Source organism: Kribbella polygonati (assembly GCF_050320105.1).
In the GTDB taxonomy this organism is placed as follows: Bacteria; Actinomycetota; Actinomycetes; order Propionibacteriales; family Kribbellaceae; genus Kribbella.
Window position 1 is genome coordinate 2,102,723 of the sequence record NZ_CP190129.1, and the last position, 14,728, is coordinate 2,117,450.

The following is a 14,728-nucleotide window of genomic DNA, read 5'->3' on the forward strand; positions in this document are numbered from 1 at the left end:
CGCATCAGGCCATCAGCCGTGGAATCACCGGTAGATTGGCCGGATGACCGAGAGTCTCGATCCGACCGACTGGGCGATCCTCGACGAGCTGCAGGCCGACGCCCGGCTGTCCCTGACCGAGCTCGGCCGGCGGGTGAGCCTGAGCGCGTCCGCGACCACCGAGCGGGTCCGGCGGCTGGAGTCGATCGGCGTGATCACCGGGTACCGCGCCGAGGTCGACCTGACGAAGGTCGGCTACCCGGTGCTGGCCGTCGTCCGGCTGAAGTACCCCGGCAACAAGCACGAGCCGCTGCACCGGCTGCTGGCCGAGCGCGGCGAGATCCTGGAGTGCCTGCGGACCACCGGCGACGACTGCTACACGCTGAAGGTGGCCGCGGCGTCGATGCCGCACCTGGAGGAGCTGGTCAACGAGCTGACCGACTTCGGCAGTACGACGACCAACCTCGTCTACTCGCAGACGCAAGCGTACCGCGGCCCGCAAAAGCCGGTGGCCGGACAGCCCTGAGGATGAGAGCGTGTCCCGATGCTGACCGTCCTCGGTATCGCCGTCTCCCCCGACCTGCTCGACCGCTGGGGCGACTGGCTCGCACCGGACGAGCAGCCGTTCTTCGTCACGCCGAAGCAGGCGAACGCGTGGCAGCTCGGCACCGACGACCGCGAGCCGAGCCGCGAGGACCGCGACACGTACTGGATCTACGCGATCGATGCGAAGGCGGCGCGTACGGCGTGGCTGAGCGAGGCGACGTACGGCGAACTTCCCAAGGCGACTCGGGCTGCCTTGGTGCGGGCGCAGGTGAACCATGGGCGAGGGTCCGTGCCGACCGTGCGGAGGTGGGCCGGTGTTGTGGGGCCTGGTGCGCGGCAGCAGGCGGACGGGCATCGGTTTGTGTGGTGGAAGTCGTTGCTGCGGGATCCGAAGGCGGTACTGCCGGGGATCGTCAGCGAGGACCTAGGACCGAGTAGGCATGCGGAGGTTCGCAGGTGGCCGCGGGCGCTGCCGCGGGTGCGGGAGTTGGCGGGGACGTTTGCGGATGGGAGTGGGCCGAACTGCTTCGGGACTGTGATGGCGGCGTGTGGGGTTGAGGGGGCTGAGCACGTGTGGATGGTGCGCGAGCCGTTCGGGGAGTGGCTGGCGGCGCACACCGAGCGTGGCGGGAAGGACGACGTACCGGGCACGGTCTTCGTATGGCGGAACGCCGAGGGGCTGGTGGAGCACGCGGGGCTGACGATCGGCGACGGGTGGATGCTGCACAAGCCGTCGCAGGCGTGGAAGTCGCCGCGCAAGGTACGGACGGTGGCGGAGGTGAAGCGCGCCACGCGGACCGCCGGCTGGCGGCTCGAACGCCATAGGGTTGTGCTGTGAGGCTGCTCGTCACCAGCGCCGCGGGACTCCTGGGGCGTGAACTCCTGCGGGTCGCGCCGCACGACGTCGTCCCGGCGTACCACTCGCAGCCGGTCGCGGGCGGCGTTCAGCTGGACGTACGGCGGCCCGACCAGGTCCGCGACGTGATCCGGGAGGTCGCGCCGGACGGGATCATCCACACCGCGTACAAGCAGGACGACTGGGAGACCACCGCCACCGGCGCGGTCAACGTCGCGCTCGCGGCCGAGGGCGTGCGGCTGGTGTTCGTGTCGACCGATGCGGTGTTCGGCTCCCGCGCTACGCCTTACCGCGAGTCCGAGCAGCCCTGCCCGACCACGCCGTACGGCGCCGCCAAGGCAGCGGCCGAGACCGCCGTCCGGGCACTCCGCCCGGACGCGGTCATCGCCCGTACGTCGCTGATCATCGGCTCGGACGGCGCCTCGGTGGAAGAACGCCGGGTACGACGTCTCGCCGCCGGCGAACCCGGCTCGTTCTACACCGCGAACATCCGCTGCCCGATCCACGTCACCGACCTGGCGTCTGCCCTGCTCGAGCTGCTGCTCCTCGACGTCGAAGGCATCACCCACGTCGCCGGCCCCGAACCGCTGAGCCGCCACGCCCTCGGCCGCCTGATCGCCACCCGTGACGGCCTCGCCCCGGACGACCTACCGTCCGAACCAGGGGCGCTGTCGGACATCCGCCTCGACACCCGCACCACGCAGAGCCTGCTGCGCACCCGCCTCCGGGCGCCCTCGGAGTTCCTCAGTCGTTGACCGTGGTGGTGACCGGGGTGCCGAGCTCGACGGTGCGGCTGACCGTGCAGAGGCGGTCGTGCGACATCTTCACCGCGCGTGGGAGTGCCTCGCGGGCCTTGTCGCCGTCCTCGCCCTCGGGGAAGTGCACGGTGAACTCGATCGCCAGGTTCTGCATCCGGTTGCCCTCGTCGGCGTCGCGGATCTTGTCGCCCTTGACCACCGCGCTGAACTCGGTCGGCTCCGCGCGCCGGCTGACCACGATGTCGACGTCGATCGCCGAGCAGGTGCCGATCGCGGCCAGCAGCAGCTCGACCGGGGTGAAGTCGGTGTCCTCGCCGCCGGAACCGACCCGGATGCTGCCGCCGCGGGCGTTCTTCACCTCGTAGCTGCTGTTCGCCACGCGTTCGAAGCTGACCTGGCGGAGTGTGTCTGCCATCGTTCCGTCACATTCTGTTGCTTGTGGCAACGTTAGAGGTTCTGCAGGGCCTCGCGGACCGGGGTGTCGCCGGCCACGAGTTCGAGGGTGCGGCCGATCGCGGCCGGGGTGTCGCACAGCCCGGCGAGCACGAGCGCGACGTCGTCCCGGGTGATCCGGCCGTTCCCGGTTTTGTCGGCGAGGTACACCGTGCCGGTGCCGGGGTCGTCGGTCAGGCTGCCGGGCCGCAGTACCGTCCAGTCCAGGTCGCGGGCGCGCAGGTCCTCCTCGGCCGCCCACTTCGCCTTCAGGTACACCGTGAACGTCGCGTCGTCGGTCAGCGAGTCGGCCCGGTCCGCGCCCATCGAGCCGACCTGGAGGTGCCGCCGTACGCCGGCCTGCTCCGCGCCGTCAGCGAACAGCGCGGCCGCTCCGCGGTCGACGGTGTCCTTCCGGGCGTTCCCACTCCCCGGACCCGCACCGGCGGCGAAGATCGCGACGTCGGCACCACGCAGTACGCCGGCAACGGCAGCTGCGTCGGCCTGCTCCAGGTCGAGTACGGCGGCCTGCCCGCCGGCCGCGGCGATGTCCGCCTCGTGGTCCGGGTTGCGCACGATGCCGACCACCTGATGACCGTCCGCGCTCAGCAGCCGGGTCAGGCGCAGCGCGATCTGTCCGTGTCCACCTGCAATGACGACTCGCATACCTGCACACTATCTCCGTGCCATTCGCAGCAGCCATCGACGGGACACAGATCGCCTACCAGGTTCGTGGCGAGGGGCAACCACTTGTGTTGCTGGCGGGGCAGTCGAACGACCATACGTGGTGGGACCCGGTGCGAATGGATTTCGAGGAGCAGCACCAGACGATATCCCTGGACTGGAGGGGTACGGGGAGCAGCGGCAAGCCGGATGAGGTGTACAGCACGCGCGCGTTCGCGCAGGACGTGGTCGCTGTGCTGGACGCTCTTGGGGTGAACTCCGCCCATATCTATGGGACCTCGATGGGTGGGCGCGTCGCGCAATGGCTCGCGATCGACGCACCGGAGCGGGTCGACAGACTCGTCCTCGGCTGCACCTCACCCGGAGCGGCCCACGGGTACGAACGGAGCCAGGAGATCCGCAAGGCACTGGCCGACCCGGCGAAGACCGACAGCGTGCTACTCGATCTGATGTACACGCCGGCCTGGCTCGCGAACAACGCCGGTCCGTACTACGTGCTCGGCGACAAGACGATGCCGCCGTACGCCAAGGGCCGTCACCTCGTCGCCAGCAACCGGCACGACGCGTGGGACGGCCTGCCGGGCATCACCGCGCCGACGCTGATCCTGCACGGCACCGACGACGTCTTCAGCCCGGTCGCCAACGCCGAGCTCCTCGCCGGCCGGATCCCGAACGCGCGCGCCGAGCTGATCGAAGGCGCCCGGCACGCGTACTTCCACGAGTTCCGTGAGGTGGCGAGTCCCGCCGTACTAGCCTTCCTGGGCGCCGCGCAGGACCGGGCGTAGTGCGTCGAGTACGGCGGCGTCCTCGATCGTCGACGGGACCGGCTCGTCGCGGCCGTCGGCGATGCCGCGCATCGTCCGGCGCAGGATCTTCCCGGACCGGGTCTTCGGCAGCGCGTCCACCACCGACACGTCCCGGAACGCCGCCACCGGCCCGATCTCCCGGCGTACCGCCGCCACCAGTTCGTCGCGCAGTACGTCGTCGGTGACCGTGGCCCCCGCCTTCAGGACGACGAAGGCGCGCGGCAACTGTCCCTTCAACGCGTCGTGCACCCCGATCACCGCGCACTCCGCGACGGCCGGGTTCGACGCCACGACCGCCTCGATCGACCCGGTCGACAGCCGGTGGCCGGCGACGTTGATCACGTCGTCGGTGCGGCCCATCACGAAGATATAGCCGTCGTCGTCGATGTAGCCGCCGTCACCGGTGAGGTAATACCCGTCGTACTCCTTCAGGTAGCTGTCGATGTAGCGCTGGTCGTCGCCCCACAGCGTCGGCAGTGCGCCCGGCGGGAGCGGTAGCTTGATCGCGATCGAGCCTTCCTCGTGCGGCAGCAGTTCCTTGCCGTTCAGGTCGAGGATCTGCACGTTCCACCCCGGCATCGGCACGGTCGCCGACCCCGGCTTGGTCGGCAGCGGCTCCAGCCCGCGCGGGTTCGCGGCGATCGGCCAGCCGGTCTCGGTCTGCCACCAGTGGTCGACGACCGGTACGTCGAGGTGCTCGTGCGCCCAGTGGTACGTCTCCGGGTCCAGCCGCTCCCCCGCCAGGAACAACGTCCGGAACGTGTCCATCGGGTACTTCGCCAGCTCGGCCGCCTCGGGGTCCACCTTCTTGATCGCCCGGATCGCGGTCGGCGCGGTGAACAGCGCCTTCGCGCCGTGCTCGGAGATCACCCGCCAGAACGCGCCGGCATCCGGCGTACCGACCGGTTTGCCTTCGTACAGGACGGTTGTCGCGCCGACCAGGAGCGGCGCATAGACGATGTACGAGTGGCCGACGACCCAGCCGACGTCCGAGGCCGTCCACCACACGTCGCCCGGGCCGATGTCGTACACGTTGCGCATCGTCCAGGCCAGCGCGACCGCATGCCCGCCGTTGTCGCGGACCACGCCTTTCGGGCGTCCCGTCGTTCCGGAGGTGTAGAGGATGTAGAGCGGGTCGGTCGCGGCGACCGGTACGGGGTCGGCCGGCTGGGCCACCAGCGAGGACCAGTCGAGATCCCGCTCCCCCAAGTGCGCTTCGGCCTGCGGTCGCTGGAAGACGATCGTGTGCTCGGGCTGGTGCGACGAGATGGTCAGCGCCTCGTCGATGATCGGCTTGTACTCGACCACCCGGGTCGGCTCGATCCCGCAGGACGCGGCGACGATCACCTTCGGGCCGGCGTCCTCGATCCGGGCGGCGAGTTCGCGGGGCGCGAAGCCGCCGAACACGACCGAGTGGATCGCGCCGAGGCGCGCGCAGGCGAGCATGGCGACGACCGCCTCCGGGATCATCGGCATGTAGACGATGACCCTGTCACCTTTGCCGACCCCGAGAGAAGCGAGTGCGCCGGCGAACCGGGCGACGTCGTCGCGCAGCTCGGCGTAGGTGAAGCTCGCGGAGCTGCCCGTCACCGGCGAGTCGTAGATGAGCGCGGTGCGGTCGCCGTCGCCGGCCTCGACGTGCCGGTCGAGCGCGTTGTACGACGTGTTCAGCTGGCCGTCGGGAAACCACCGGAAGATCGGTGCCGCACTCGCGTCCAGGGCCCGGGTCGGCGGCCGCGTCCAGGAGATCGCCTCGGCCGCCGCCAGCCAGAACCCGTGCGGGTCGTCCAGGCTCCGGCGATAACTCTCGTCGTACGCGCCCATGGGCAGGGCCTCCCAACCGTCGGCTGTTCCCCATCGTGGCAGGGTTGGGGCATGACGGTAAGTGTCGACGACGTCCAGAAGGCCATCCAGCAGGCCGCGCGGCGGATCGCCGGACGGGTCCGGCGTACTCCGGTGATCGAGGTGGCGCCGGGACTGACCTTCAAGCTCGAACTGTTGCAGCACACCGGTTCGTTCAAGCCGCGGGGCGCCTTCAACCGGTTGCTGACCGCCAAGGAGAACGGCGAGCTGGGCGGCCAGGGCATCGTCGCCGCGTCCGGCGGGAACCACGGGCTGGCGGCCGCGTACGCCGCCCGCGAACTCGGCGTACCGGCCCGGATCTTCGTGCCCGAGACGACACCCGCCGCGAAGCTGAGCAAGCTGCGGACGCTCGGCGCGGACATCGTGCAGGTCGGCACCGAGTATGCCGTCGCGTACGAGGCAGCGCTCAAGGCGCAGAGCGAGTCCGGCGCGCTGCTCGTGCACGCGTACGACCAGCCGGAGGTGGTCGCCGGTCAGGGCACGGTCGGCCTCGAACTCCTCGAACAGATCGACGACTTCGACACGGTCCTGGTCGCCGTCGGCGGCGGCGGTCTGATCGGCGGAATCGCGACCGCGATCGGCGACAACGCCCAGGTCATCGGCGTAGAGCCCGCCCTCGCCCCGACCATGAACCGGGCGTTGCACGCCCAACGCCCGACCGACGGCCCCGTCGGCGGTGTAGCGGCCGACTCCCTGGGCGCCCGCAGACTGGGCGATCTCGCCTTCCAAGCAGTCCAGGGCCATCACGTACAGTCCGTCCTGGTCGACGACGATTCGATCGTTGCCGCCCGCAAGCAGCTGTGGGCGACGTACCACCTGGCCACCGAGCACGGCGGCGCCACGGCGTACGCGGCCCTGACGTCGGGCGCCTACAAACCGGCCGACGGCGAGCGCGTCGTGGTGGTCCTCTGCGGCGCGAACACCGACCCGAGCACGCTCACGTAGTACGAGCCTGCTTGTCGTCGGCGAGCACCCAGGCCGCGAAGAGCCCGGCGATGCCGCCGCACAGATGCCCCTGCCAGGAGATGCCGTCCTGCGGCAGCAGGCTGGTCAGCAGGGCGCTCCCCCAGACCATGATCACGACGATCCCGACCAGCACCTGACCGATCCGCCGGTTGAACAGCCCGCGGACGATCAGGTACGACGCGTACCCGAAGACCAGGCCGCTCGCGCCGATCGTGATCACGTTCGGCGGTGAGATCAGCCAGGTCCCGAACCCGCCCAGCACGGTCACGATCGCGGTCACCGACGCCAGCCGGGCCGCGCCACTCACCGCGATCAGCGCGCCGAGCGTGACCAGCGGCAGCGTGTTCGAGATCAGGTGCCCGAACCCCATGTGCAGGAACGGCGAGGTCAGGATCCCGACCAGGCCACGCGGCTGCCGGGAGATGATCCCGTACTGGTTCAGGTCGCCGTGCATCGCGGTGTCGACGACCTCGATGAGCCACATCAGCCCGACCAGGCCCGCGAGCAGCTTCAGCCCACCACCGACCTTCGCGGTGTCCACAGTCCGCCCGGTCCGCTTCGCCGGCGTCTGGAAGCTCATACCCCTACGATGCCGCATCCGGCCAAGTCTCAGACCTTGACAGGCGCGGCGACAGCGGAACGTGACGTCTGCGATACTGCGAGTGGCACTCGTCGAGTGAGGGGGAACGATGCCGATCGCTGTCTACGTCCTTGGCCTGAGCATCTTCGCGCAGGGCACGTCGGAGCTGATGCTCGCCGGGCTGCTCCCCGAGCTGGCTACGGACCTGCACGTCTCGATCCCGCAGGCGGGTCTGCTGATCTCCGCGTTCGCGGCGGGCATGCTCGTCGGAGCCCCGGTGCTCGCGGTCGTCACGCTCACCTGGTCCCGGCGTACGGCGCTGCTCGTCTTCCTCGCGATCTTCGCGATCACCCATGTCGCGGGCGCCCTGACCACCAGTTACGCCGTACTGCTCGCGACCCGAATCGTCGGCGCGTTCGTGTACGCCGGATTCTGGTCGGTGGCCGCGGTGACGGTCGTGGCGCTGGTGCCGTCGAACGCCCGCGCCCGCGCGATGAGCGTCGTGACCGGCGGGCTCACGATCGCGACGATCATCGGCCTGCCCCTCGGGACCGTCCTCGGTCAGCACCTCGGCTGGCAGTCGGCGTTCTGGACCGTCGCCGGCCTGTGCGTACTCGCGATGGCCGGTGTCGTCACCACCGTCCCCGCCGGACGGCCCGATCCCGCGACCGCGCCCCGCCTGCGCGAGGAACTCCGGGCGCTCCGCAACACCCGCCTCTGGCTGGCCTTCGCCACCACGGCGCTGGTCACCGCGACGATCCTGATCGTCTTCAGCTACCTGGCGCCGCTCCTCACCCAGGCCGCCCACATCCCGCCCGCCGTCGTCCCGGGCGTCCTCGCGCTCTACGGTCTCGGGTCGTTCATCGGCATCACCATCGGCGGCCGATTCGCCGACGCGCTCCCGTTCCACACGTTGTTCATCAGCATCACCGGACTGGTCACGCTGTCCGCCGTACTCGCCCTGACCGCCCACGTCGCCGTCCTGGCGATCGCTGTGATCGTGTTCCTGGGTGCCTTCGGCTTCGCCGCGAACCCGGCCCTGAACGCTCGCGTCTTCAGCCTGGCCGGGGACGCGCCGACGCTCGCGACCGCCACCAACTTCTCCGCGTTCAACGTCGGCATCACCGCCGGCCCGTGGCTCGGCGGCCTCGCGCTCGACGCCGGCGCGGGCTACCCGACCCTCGGCTGGATCGCGGTCGCGACCGGACTGGCGGCGCTCGCGACGGTGCTCTTCGCCGCGCTGGTCAGTTCACCGGTCCCTGCGGATCGAGGTGCGTCGGATCGAAGTCGGCGTGCCGCTTGAACACGTACTTGTTCAGCAGCCACGTCAGCGCCCACAGCCCGACCCCGACGAGCATCAGCCAGCCGGCGATCTTGTAGTCCGCCGAGTCCCGCCCCGACAACGGGCTCGCCAGGTACACGCACAGTACGACGCCCACGACCGGCAGCGCGGTGGGTGCGTGGAAGTGCTTGTGCTCGACCTTGTCCCGGCGCAGCACCAGCACCGCGACGTTCACGACCGCGAAGACGCACAGCAGCAGGAACGCCGTCGTACCTCCGAGGGCCGCGAGGTCGGCGTATCCGATCAGGAAGAACGCGAGCAGCGTGGTGAAGAGGATCGCGATGTACGGCGTGCGCCGCTTGTGCAGGACGCGTCCGAGCGGGCCGGGCAGCACCCGCTCGTGGGACATCCCGTACAGCAGGCGGCTCGCCATCAGCATGTTGATCAGCGCCGAGTTCGCGACCGCGAACATCGTGATCCACGCGAACACCTCGAGCGGGAACCCGGGCGCACCCGCCTGGACGACCTTGAGCAGCGGTGTCGCGCCCTTGTTCAGCTCGTCCGGCGAGACCAGCGCGACCGCGGAGATCGCGACCAGCACGTAGATGACGCCGGTGATGCTCAGCCCGATCAGCATCATCCGCGGGAAGATCCGGACCGGGTCCTTGGTCTCCTCGGCCATGTTCACCGAGTCCTCGAACCCGACCATCGCGAAGAACGCCAGCGCGGTCGCCGCCGTCACCGCACCGAACGGCGACTCCCCCGCCGGCACGTGGAAGTCGGTCAGCCGGGAGGTGTCGCCGCCGCCGCCGATCAGCGCCCAGGCGCCGACCCCGATCACGATCAGCAGGCCGCTCAGCTCGACGCAGGTCAGCACGACGTTCGCCTTCACGCTCTCACCCACGCCGCGCAGGTTGACCAGCGCGATCAGTGTCATGAAGCCGAGCGCGGTGATCATCAGCAGCGCGCCACGGTCCGGGTCGAGGTGCGCGGCCGAGAAGAAGTTCGCCGCGAACGCCTTCGACGCGCTGGACGCCGACGTCAGGCCGGAGCACATCACCGCGAACGTCAGCAGGAACGTGAGGAAGTGGATGCCGAACGCCTTGTGCGTGTAGACGGCCGCGCCGCCGGCTTTCGGGTACTTCGTGACCAGCTCGAGGTAACTGGTCGCGGTCAGCATCGCGACCACGAACGCGCACAGGAACGGCAGCCAGACCGCACCGCCGACCTCACCGGCCACCTTCCCGGTCAGCGCGTACACGCCGGTGCCCAGGATGTCCCCGACGACGAAGAGCAGCAGCAGCCCCGGACCCATCACCCGGTTGAGCTCGGGACGTTCGACCACGGCCGCGTCACTCATCGTGCCTCCCTCAGACCGGATCCATAACGTCCATCGTCGCATCTGAGAGCCACCTGAGAACCCCGAACGCGCGGGTTGCGGCATCATGGCGCGCGTGATGCACCTACGACTGATCGTTCCGCCGGAGCGCAGCGAACACGTCCTGGACACCTTGGTCGACGATCCGCGGGTCACCAGCATCGTCCGGCTGCCCGGCGCCGCCCGCCGCCCCGACGGCGACGTGGTCGAGTGCGACGTGACCCGCGAGGCGACCTCCGACATCCTCGGCTTCCTGAAGACCGAGGGCCTGTACGACGAGGGCGCGGTCGCGCTGTCGGCCGTCGACTCGGCGCCGTCGCGGAACGCCCAGGCCGCGGAGAAGGCGGCACCCGGCGCGCCGGGCGACGCGGTGATCTGGGACGCCGTCGTCGACCAGGCGTACAACGAGGCCGGCGGGTCGTGGGTGTACTACGCGTTCCTGACGCTGGCGACGATGATCGCCTCGGTCGCCGTGGTCACCGATTCCGCGATCCTGGTCGTCGGCGCGATGGTGGTCGGGCCGGAGTTCGGAGTGGTCGCGGCGCTCGCCGTCGGGCTGTTCCTGCGCAAGCGCGGGCTCACGCGAGCGTCGTTCGTACTGCTCGTCAAAGGGTTCGTACTCGCGATCCTGCTGACCGCGATCGCCGCGCTGCTCGCGCGTGCGGTCGGGTGGGTGGACGTGAACGACGTGACCGCCGCGCGTCCGTTGACCGGGTTCATCTGGCGGCCGGACAAGTGGTCGGCCGTGGTCGCCGTACTCGCCGGCTGTGCCGGGGTGCTGTCGCAGACGGCCGGTCGCGGGAACGCGCTCGTCGGCGTGTTCATCTCCGTCACCACCGTTCCGGCCGCCGGCGACCTGGCCTTGTCGCTCGCGCTGTGGGCGCCGCACCAGATCGGCGGGTCCGCGGCGCAGCTCGGGATCAACCTGGCCGGTATGACGGTGGCCGGCGTCCTCACGCTGCTCCTGCAGCGGGTCGTCTGGCGCAGTTACCTGCGGGTCAAGCGCAGGTCGGGCGCGCGCGTTGAGGCTTGACCAGGCGTCCCCTGTCCGGTCCGCGCGCGCCCGGCACGTCAGATTTACCCCACCCGAGGGGGTCGTGCACCTGTTCGGGTACTGACGTATGTCGGCCATGACGTGAAGTCGCCAAACCGGTCGAGCCCGTCCGGGGAACGAGATAGCCTGATCGGATGCTGGAGTCCGTGGGGGTGGAGCCGCCCGACGAGGAGGCCTACCGGGCGCTCCTGTCGGCGCCGGGCTGCGACGTCCAGCAGCTCGCCGACCGCCTCGGCCGGGACGTCCAGGACGTGGTCGCGACCGTCGGCCGGCTCGAGAAGCTCGGCCTGCTGACCAGCACCTCCGACGACCCGGTCCGGCTGCTGCCGACCCGCCCGGACGTCGCGGTGGACGCGCTGGTCGCCGTACGGCGGGCCGAGCTGGACCGCGTCCGCGCGGAGGCCCGGGTGCTGCTGTCCGAGCTGAGCACCCAGGAGCGGTACCGGCCGGAGAACCTCGTCGAGGTCATCGTCGGGCAGGAGGCGATCGCGGCCCGCTTCACCCAGCTGCTGAACGGGACGCGGAACCAGCTCCTCGTCCTCGACCGCCCGCCGTACGCCGCCCAGGCTGACGAGTCCGACAGTACGGTCCGTGGACTCCTCGGCGACGGGGTCGTCGTGCACGGCATCTACTCCCCCGACTCGCTCGACATCCCGGGCGGCGTCGACGAGGCGTTCAGCGCGGCCGACGCGGGCGAGACCTCACGGGTGCATCCGCAGGTGCCGATGAAGCTGGCCGTGTTCGACGGGAAGATCGCGCTGCTGCCGTTGTCGGTGGACCAGCTGGTCGACAGCGCTCTCGTCGTACATCCGTGTGCCTTGCTGGACGCGTTGACGGAGATGTTCTGGCTGCTGTGGGACCAGGCGGTGCCGGTCGTCCCGGCCGCCAAGGCCGACCCGACCGACGCCCGCCTGATGACGCTGCTCGCCGCCGGATTCAAGGACGACGCGATCGCCCGCCAGCTCGCGCTGAGCAGCCGCACCGTGGGCCGCCGGGTCGCCGAACTGATGGAGACGCTGGGCGCCCGCACCCGTTTCCAGGCCGGCATCCACGCCCAGCGCCGCCACCTCCTCGAGGACTAGCAGGTGCCGAGCATCTGCTGGAGTGCGGTCTTCTCGGTCGACTGCAGCGACAGCTTGTAGGTGTACTTCACCCAGATCCAGTAGCGGGCGTACATGCAGTGCACCGCGGTGTTGGTCGGCTTCCACTCCGACGGGTCCCGGTCGCCCTTCGAGCGGTTGCTCGACGCCGACACCGCGATCAGCTGCGAGATCGTCAGGTTGTTCGCGAACTCCTGGCGTTTCGCCTGCGTCCAGCCGCTGGCGCCCGACTTCCACGCCTCCGCGAGCGGCACGATGTGGTCGATGTCGACGTCCGACGAGTTCGTGAACGTCTGCTTGTCGTAGACGCTGTACCAGCTGCCGGCGGTCGGGTGGCAGCTGCTGTCGACCTGTACGCCGGTGCCGTCGCGCTTCAGCACCTCTTCGCGGGTGTCACAGGTCCCCGACTGGATGATCCAGTGCGGGAACTTGTCCCGGCTGTAGCCGGTCGTCGAGCCCTCCGCCTTCACGGTCAGGCTCGCCAGCTCGGTGGCGGCGGTGCTCGCCGACGGCGGGGTCGGCGGGGACGCGAACACCGGGCCGGTGCTGAGGGCAAGGGCCGCGGTCGCGGCCACGGTCGTGATCAGGAACGTGCTGATGCGTCGCATGGGTCAGGCCTCCGATGGGTGGGGCGGATCCCCCCTGACGTTGCGCCCTTCAGCCTTCCCGCATCACCCTGCGTGGGAAACCACTCACCAGTTACAGTCGAGTGAACGTCAGTCGTGTTCCACGACGGTCAGCGTCCAGCCGGCCGTCGTCGCGCGGTCCAGTTCGGCGTTCCAGCGCTCGTTCACCAGCTTGTGCAGGGATTTCGCGGTCCCCGGATCCTTGCCCGACTCAAGCAAGTGCCGCGCGACCAGGCCGCGGGTGTGCTTCGCGTTGTGCGAGACAACGGTCCGTACGCCGTTCCGCTCGCGGACCACGTTCACCGACACCCACTTGTCCGCCTGCGCACCGCTCGGCCGCCACGCGGCGACGTACGTCGAGGACCGGCAGTCGACGAGCACGCCGTCGACGTCCTTGAGGGCAGCGTTCAACGGATCGCGCCACACCGACGCGAGCGGTCCGTGGCCGGGCAGCGTCGTACCCATCGAGAGCCGGTACGGCGGGACCCGGTCGGCCGGGCGGAGCGCGCCCCAGGCGGCCGAGATGACGAGCAGCCGGTTCGCGGCGCGGCGCTTGGTGCCCGCGGAGAGCGTGGCGTAGCCGAGAGCGTCGTACAGGACCCCGGAGTACAACTCGGAGACCGGCACGGACGGCTCGGTGCGCCAGCGGGTGTTGCGCTCGACCTCGTGCTGCAGCGACGCGCCGACCTCGAGTACGTCGTGCGCGTCCGCGGAGGCCGACACCTTCGCCAGCGTCTCGAGCACTTGCTCGCGGACCGGGTTCAGCTCGGGGAACGACAACGTCTCCAGGTCCACGGCACGCCCGCGCGACCGCCCGGTCTTCCCTTCGGACGGCGGCAGGAGAATCAGCGTCACGTGAGCTCGTCCAGGGCGGCGAGGTCGGCGGGGGTCGGGTCCCAGGTGCCGGCGGCGACGTTCTGGGCGATCTGCTCGGGCCTGGTCGCGCCCGCGATCACCGACGCGACCGCGGGCTGCGCGGCCAGGCCGCCGATCGCCACGTCGATCATCGTCAGGCCGCGCTCGGCCGCGAACGTGTCCAGCGCCTCGAGCTTGTCGAAGTCCGCCTGCGCCAGCCGCTCCGGCTGTGTCGCCAGCCGGGTGCCCTCGGGGGCCGACGTACCGCGCTTGTACTTGCCGGACAGCAGGCCGGAGGCGAGCGGGAAGAACGGCAGGATCCCGATCCCGAGGTGCTCGCAGGCCGGCACCAGCTCGTCCTCCACATCGCGCTCGAGCAGCGAGTACTGGTTCTGGGCGCTGACGAAGTGCTCCAGGCCGTTGGACCGCGCGGTCCAGTCCGCGTCCACCACCTGCCAGCCGGCGAACTGCGAGCTGCCGAGGTACCGCACCTTGCCCTCGGCAACCAACTCGGAGAGGGCCGCCAGGGTCTCCTCGATCGGCGTCACCGGGTCCGGGAAGTGCAGCTGGTAGAGGTCGATCCAGTCGGTGCCAAGCCGCTGCAGGCTGGACTCGACCGCCTTGCGGATATACCGCCGGGAGCCGCGGACGCCCCAGTCCGGGCCGTTGACGCCGCCCATGTCGCCGCCGAACTTGGTCGCGATCACGACCTCGTCGCGGCGCGAGCCGAGCGCCTTGCCGAGCAGTTCCTCGCTGAACCCGTGCTCGCCGCGGTAGATGTCCGCGGTGTCGAACAGCGTGATCCCGGCGTCGACCGCGGCGTTCACGACGGCCTCGGTCCGGCCCGCGTCCAGCCGCCGCCCGAAGTTGTTGCAGCCGAGTCCGACGACGCTGACGGTCAGACCCGAGTCACCCAGCTGGCGGTACTCCATATTGCCCATGGGGCTCAGCCTAGTCACCGCA

At 70.2% G+C, this 14,728-nt stretch carries 16 protein-coding genes; 8 read left to right on the plus strand and 8 right to left on the minus strand.

The window, feature by feature from the left end:
• The first annotated feature begins 43 nt into the window (after window positions 1-43).
• From ACQHIV_RS09950 to ACQHIV_RS09960, 3 genes are read left to right on the plus strand one after another with little or no spacing between them, the layout of a single operon-like run.
• Window positions 44-505: an Lrp/AsnC family transcriptional regulator gene (locus ACQHIV_RS09950; protein ID WP_427893193.1), complete on the plus strand. Its 462-nt coding sequence runs from the start codon at window positions 44-46 to the stop codon at window positions 503-505.
• 18 nt (window positions 506-523) lie between these two features.
• Window positions 524-1,363: a hypothetical protein gene (locus tag ACQHIV_RS09955; protein WP_427893194.1), complete on the plus strand. Its 840-nt coding sequence runs from the start codon at window positions 524-526 to the stop codon at window positions 1,361-1,363.
• Complete coding sequence (locus ACQHIV_RS09960) at window positions 1,360-2,136, plus strand: SDR family oxidoreductase (RefSeq protein WP_427893195.1); 777 nt, start codon at window positions 1,360-1,362, stop codon at window positions 2,134-2,136. The genes ACQHIV_RS09955 and ACQHIV_RS09960 overlap by 4 nt, the downstream gene beginning before the upstream one ends.
• On the opposite strand, the gene ACQHIV_RS09965 is transcribed toward ACQHIV_RS09960, so the two are convergent.
• Together ACQHIV_RS09965 and ACQHIV_RS09970 are read right to left on the minus strand one after the other, a co-directional pair.
• Window positions 2,126-2,554, minus strand: coding sequence for an OsmC family protein (locus ACQHIV_RS09965; protein WP_427893196.1), 429 nt, complete (start codon window positions 2,552-2,554; stop codon window positions 2,126-2,128). The two genes, ACQHIV_RS09960 and ACQHIV_RS09965, sit on opposite strands and share 11 nt — an antisense overlap.
• Window positions 2,555-2,586: 32 nt before the next feature.
• On the minus strand, window positions 2,587-3,237 hold the full coding sequence (locus tag ACQHIV_RS09970) for an SDR family oxidoreductase (protein ID WP_427893197.1): 651 nt from the start codon (window positions 3,235-3,237) through the stop codon (window positions 2,587-2,589).
• 17 nt (window positions 3,238-3,254) lie between these two features.
• On the opposite strand from ACQHIV_RS09970, the gene ACQHIV_RS09975 reads away from it, so the two are divergent.
• A complete protein-coding gene (locus ACQHIV_RS09975) occupies window positions 3,255-4,040 on the plus strand; it encodes an alpha/beta fold hydrolase (RefSeq protein WP_427893198.1) in 786 nt (261 codons plus the stop codon).
• On the opposite strand, the gene ACQHIV_RS09980 is transcribed toward ACQHIV_RS09975, so the two are convergent.
• The gene (locus ACQHIV_RS09980) at window positions 4,005-5,885 is read right to left on the minus strand and encodes a propionyl-CoA synthetase (protein ID WP_427893199.1); all 1,881 of its coding nucleotides are present in this window, start codon (window positions 5,883-5,885) and stop codon (window positions 4,005-4,007) included. The genes ACQHIV_RS09975 and ACQHIV_RS09980 overlap by 36 nt on opposite strands.
• A 51-nt stretch (window positions 5,886-5,936) precedes the next feature.
• On the opposite strand from ACQHIV_RS09980, the gene ACQHIV_RS09985 reads away from it, so the two are divergent.
• Complete coding sequence (locus ACQHIV_RS09985; RefSeq protein ID WP_427893200.1) at window positions 5,937-6,869, plus strand: threonine/serine dehydratase; 933 nt, start codon at window positions 5,937-5,939, stop codon at window positions 6,867-6,869.
• Here the strand turns inward: ACQHIV_RS09985 and ACQHIV_RS09990 are convergent.
• Window positions 6,862-7,470 carry a rhomboid family intramembrane serine protease gene (locus tag ACQHIV_RS09990; protein ID WP_427893201.1) on the minus strand — a complete coding sequence of 203 codons (609 nt, stop codon included), beginning with the start codon at window positions 7,468-7,470 and terminating at the stop codon, window positions 6,862-6,864. The genes ACQHIV_RS09985 and ACQHIV_RS09990 overlap by 8 nt on opposite strands.
• Window positions 7,471-7,579: 109 nt before the next feature.
• Between ACQHIV_RS09990 and ACQHIV_RS09995 the strand changes: the two genes are divergently transcribed.
• The gene (locus ACQHIV_RS09995) at window positions 7,580-8,773 is read left to right on the plus strand and encodes a Cmx/CmrA family chloramphenicol efflux MFS transporter (RefSeq protein ID WP_427893202.1); all 1,194 of its coding nucleotides are present in this window, start codon (window positions 7,580-7,582) and stop codon (window positions 8,771-8,773) included.
• On the opposite strand, the gene ACQHIV_RS10000 is transcribed toward ACQHIV_RS09995, so the two are convergent.
• Complete coding sequence (locus ACQHIV_RS10000) at window positions 8,715-10,112, minus strand: APC family permease (RefSeq protein WP_427893203.1); 1,398 nt, start codon at window positions 10,110-10,112, stop codon at window positions 8,715-8,717. The genes ACQHIV_RS09995 and ACQHIV_RS10000 overlap by 59 nt on opposite strands.
• Before the next feature lie 97 nt (window positions 10,113-10,209).
• Between ACQHIV_RS10000 and ACQHIV_RS10005 the strand changes: the two genes are divergently transcribed.
• A complete protein-coding gene (locus ACQHIV_RS10005; RefSeq protein WP_427896449.1) occupies window positions 10,210-11,163 on the plus strand; it encodes a DUF389 domain-containing protein in 954 nt (317 codons plus the stop codon).
• Between the two features lie 155 nt (window positions 11,164-11,318).
• A complete protein-coding gene (locus ACQHIV_RS10010) occupies window positions 11,319-12,266 on the plus strand; it encodes a transcriptional regulator TrmB (RefSeq protein WP_427893204.1) in 948 nt (315 codons plus the stop codon).
• On the opposite strand, the gene ACQHIV_RS10015 is transcribed toward ACQHIV_RS10010, so the two are convergent.
• The 3 genes from ACQHIV_RS10015 to ACQHIV_RS10025 form a co-directional block, all read right to left on the minus strand.
• Window positions 12,263-12,892: an HNH endonuclease family protein gene (locus ACQHIV_RS10015; protein ID WP_427893205.1), complete on the minus strand. Its 630-nt coding sequence runs from the start codon at window positions 12,890-12,892 to the stop codon at window positions 12,263-12,265. The two genes, ACQHIV_RS10010 and ACQHIV_RS10015, sit on opposite strands and share 4 nt — an antisense overlap.
• A gap of 108 nt (window positions 12,893-13,000) precedes the next feature.
• Entirely contained in the window at window positions 13,001-13,765 is a 765-nt protein-coding gene (locus tag ACQHIV_RS10020; RefSeq protein ID WP_427893206.1) for a YaaA family protein, read from the minus strand.
• Entirely contained in the window at window positions 13,762-14,706 is a 945-nt protein-coding gene (locus tag ACQHIV_RS10025) for an aldo/keto reductase (RefSeq protein WP_427893207.1), read from the minus strand. The genes ACQHIV_RS10020 and ACQHIV_RS10025 overlap by 4 nt, the downstream gene beginning before the upstream one ends.
• Window positions 14,707-14,728: the final 22 nt, after the last annotated feature.

Excerpts from the sequence above, each read along its gene's own strand:
- ACQHIV_RS09950 (WP_427893193.1), top strand. The coding sequence starts at position 44 with ATGACCGAGAGTCTCGATCCGACCGACTGGGCGATCCTCGACGAGCTG.
- ACQHIV_RS09955 (WP_427893194.1), top strand. The coding sequence starts at position 524 with ATGCTGACCGTCCTCGGTATCGCCGTCTCCCCCGACCTGCTCGACCGC.
- ACQHIV_RS09965 (WP_427893196.1), bottom strand. The coding sequence starts at position 2,554 with ATGGCAGACACACTCCGCCAGGTCAGCTTCGAACGCGTGGCGAACAGC.
- ACQHIV_RS09970 (WP_427893197.1), bottom strand. The coding sequence starts at position 3,237 with ATGCGAGTCGTCATTGCAGGTGGACACGGACAGATCGCGCTGCGCCTG.
- ACQHIV_RS09980 (WP_427893199.1), bottom strand. The coding sequence starts at position 5,885 with ATGGGCGCGTACGACGAGAGTTATCGCCGGAGCCTGGACGACCCGCAC.
- ACQHIV_RS09985 (WP_427893200.1), top strand. The coding sequence starts at position 5,937 with ATGACGGTAAGTGTCGACGACGTCCAGAAGGCCATCCAGCAGGCCGCG.
- ACQHIV_RS09990 (WP_427893201.1), bottom strand. The coding sequence starts at position 7,470 with ATGAGCTTCCAGACGCCGGCGAAGCGGACCGGGCGGACTGTGGACACC.
- ACQHIV_RS09995 (WP_427893202.1), top strand. The coding sequence starts at position 7,580 with ATGCCGATCGCTGTCTACGTCCTTGGCCTGAGCATCTTCGCGCAGGGC.
- ACQHIV_RS10000 (WP_427893203.1), bottom strand. The coding sequence starts at position 10,112 with ATGAGTGACGCGGCCGTGGTCGAACGTCCCGAGCTCAACCGGGTGATG.
- ACQHIV_RS10005 (WP_427896449.1), top strand. The coding sequence starts at position 10,210 with ATGCACCTACGACTGATCGTTCCGCCGGAGCGCAGCGAACACGTCCTG.
- ACQHIV_RS10010 (WP_427893204.1), top strand. The coding sequence starts at position 11,319 with ATGCTGGAGTCCGTGGGGGTGGAGCCGCCCGACGAGGAGGCCTACCGG.
- ACQHIV_RS10015 (WP_427893205.1), bottom strand. The coding sequence starts at position 12,892 with ATGCGACGCATCAGCACGTTCCTGATCACGACCGTGGCCGCGACCGCG.
- ACQHIV_RS10025 (WP_427893207.1), bottom strand. The coding sequence starts at position 14,706 with ATGGGCAATATGGAGTACCGCCAGCTGGGTGACTCGGGTCTGACCGTC.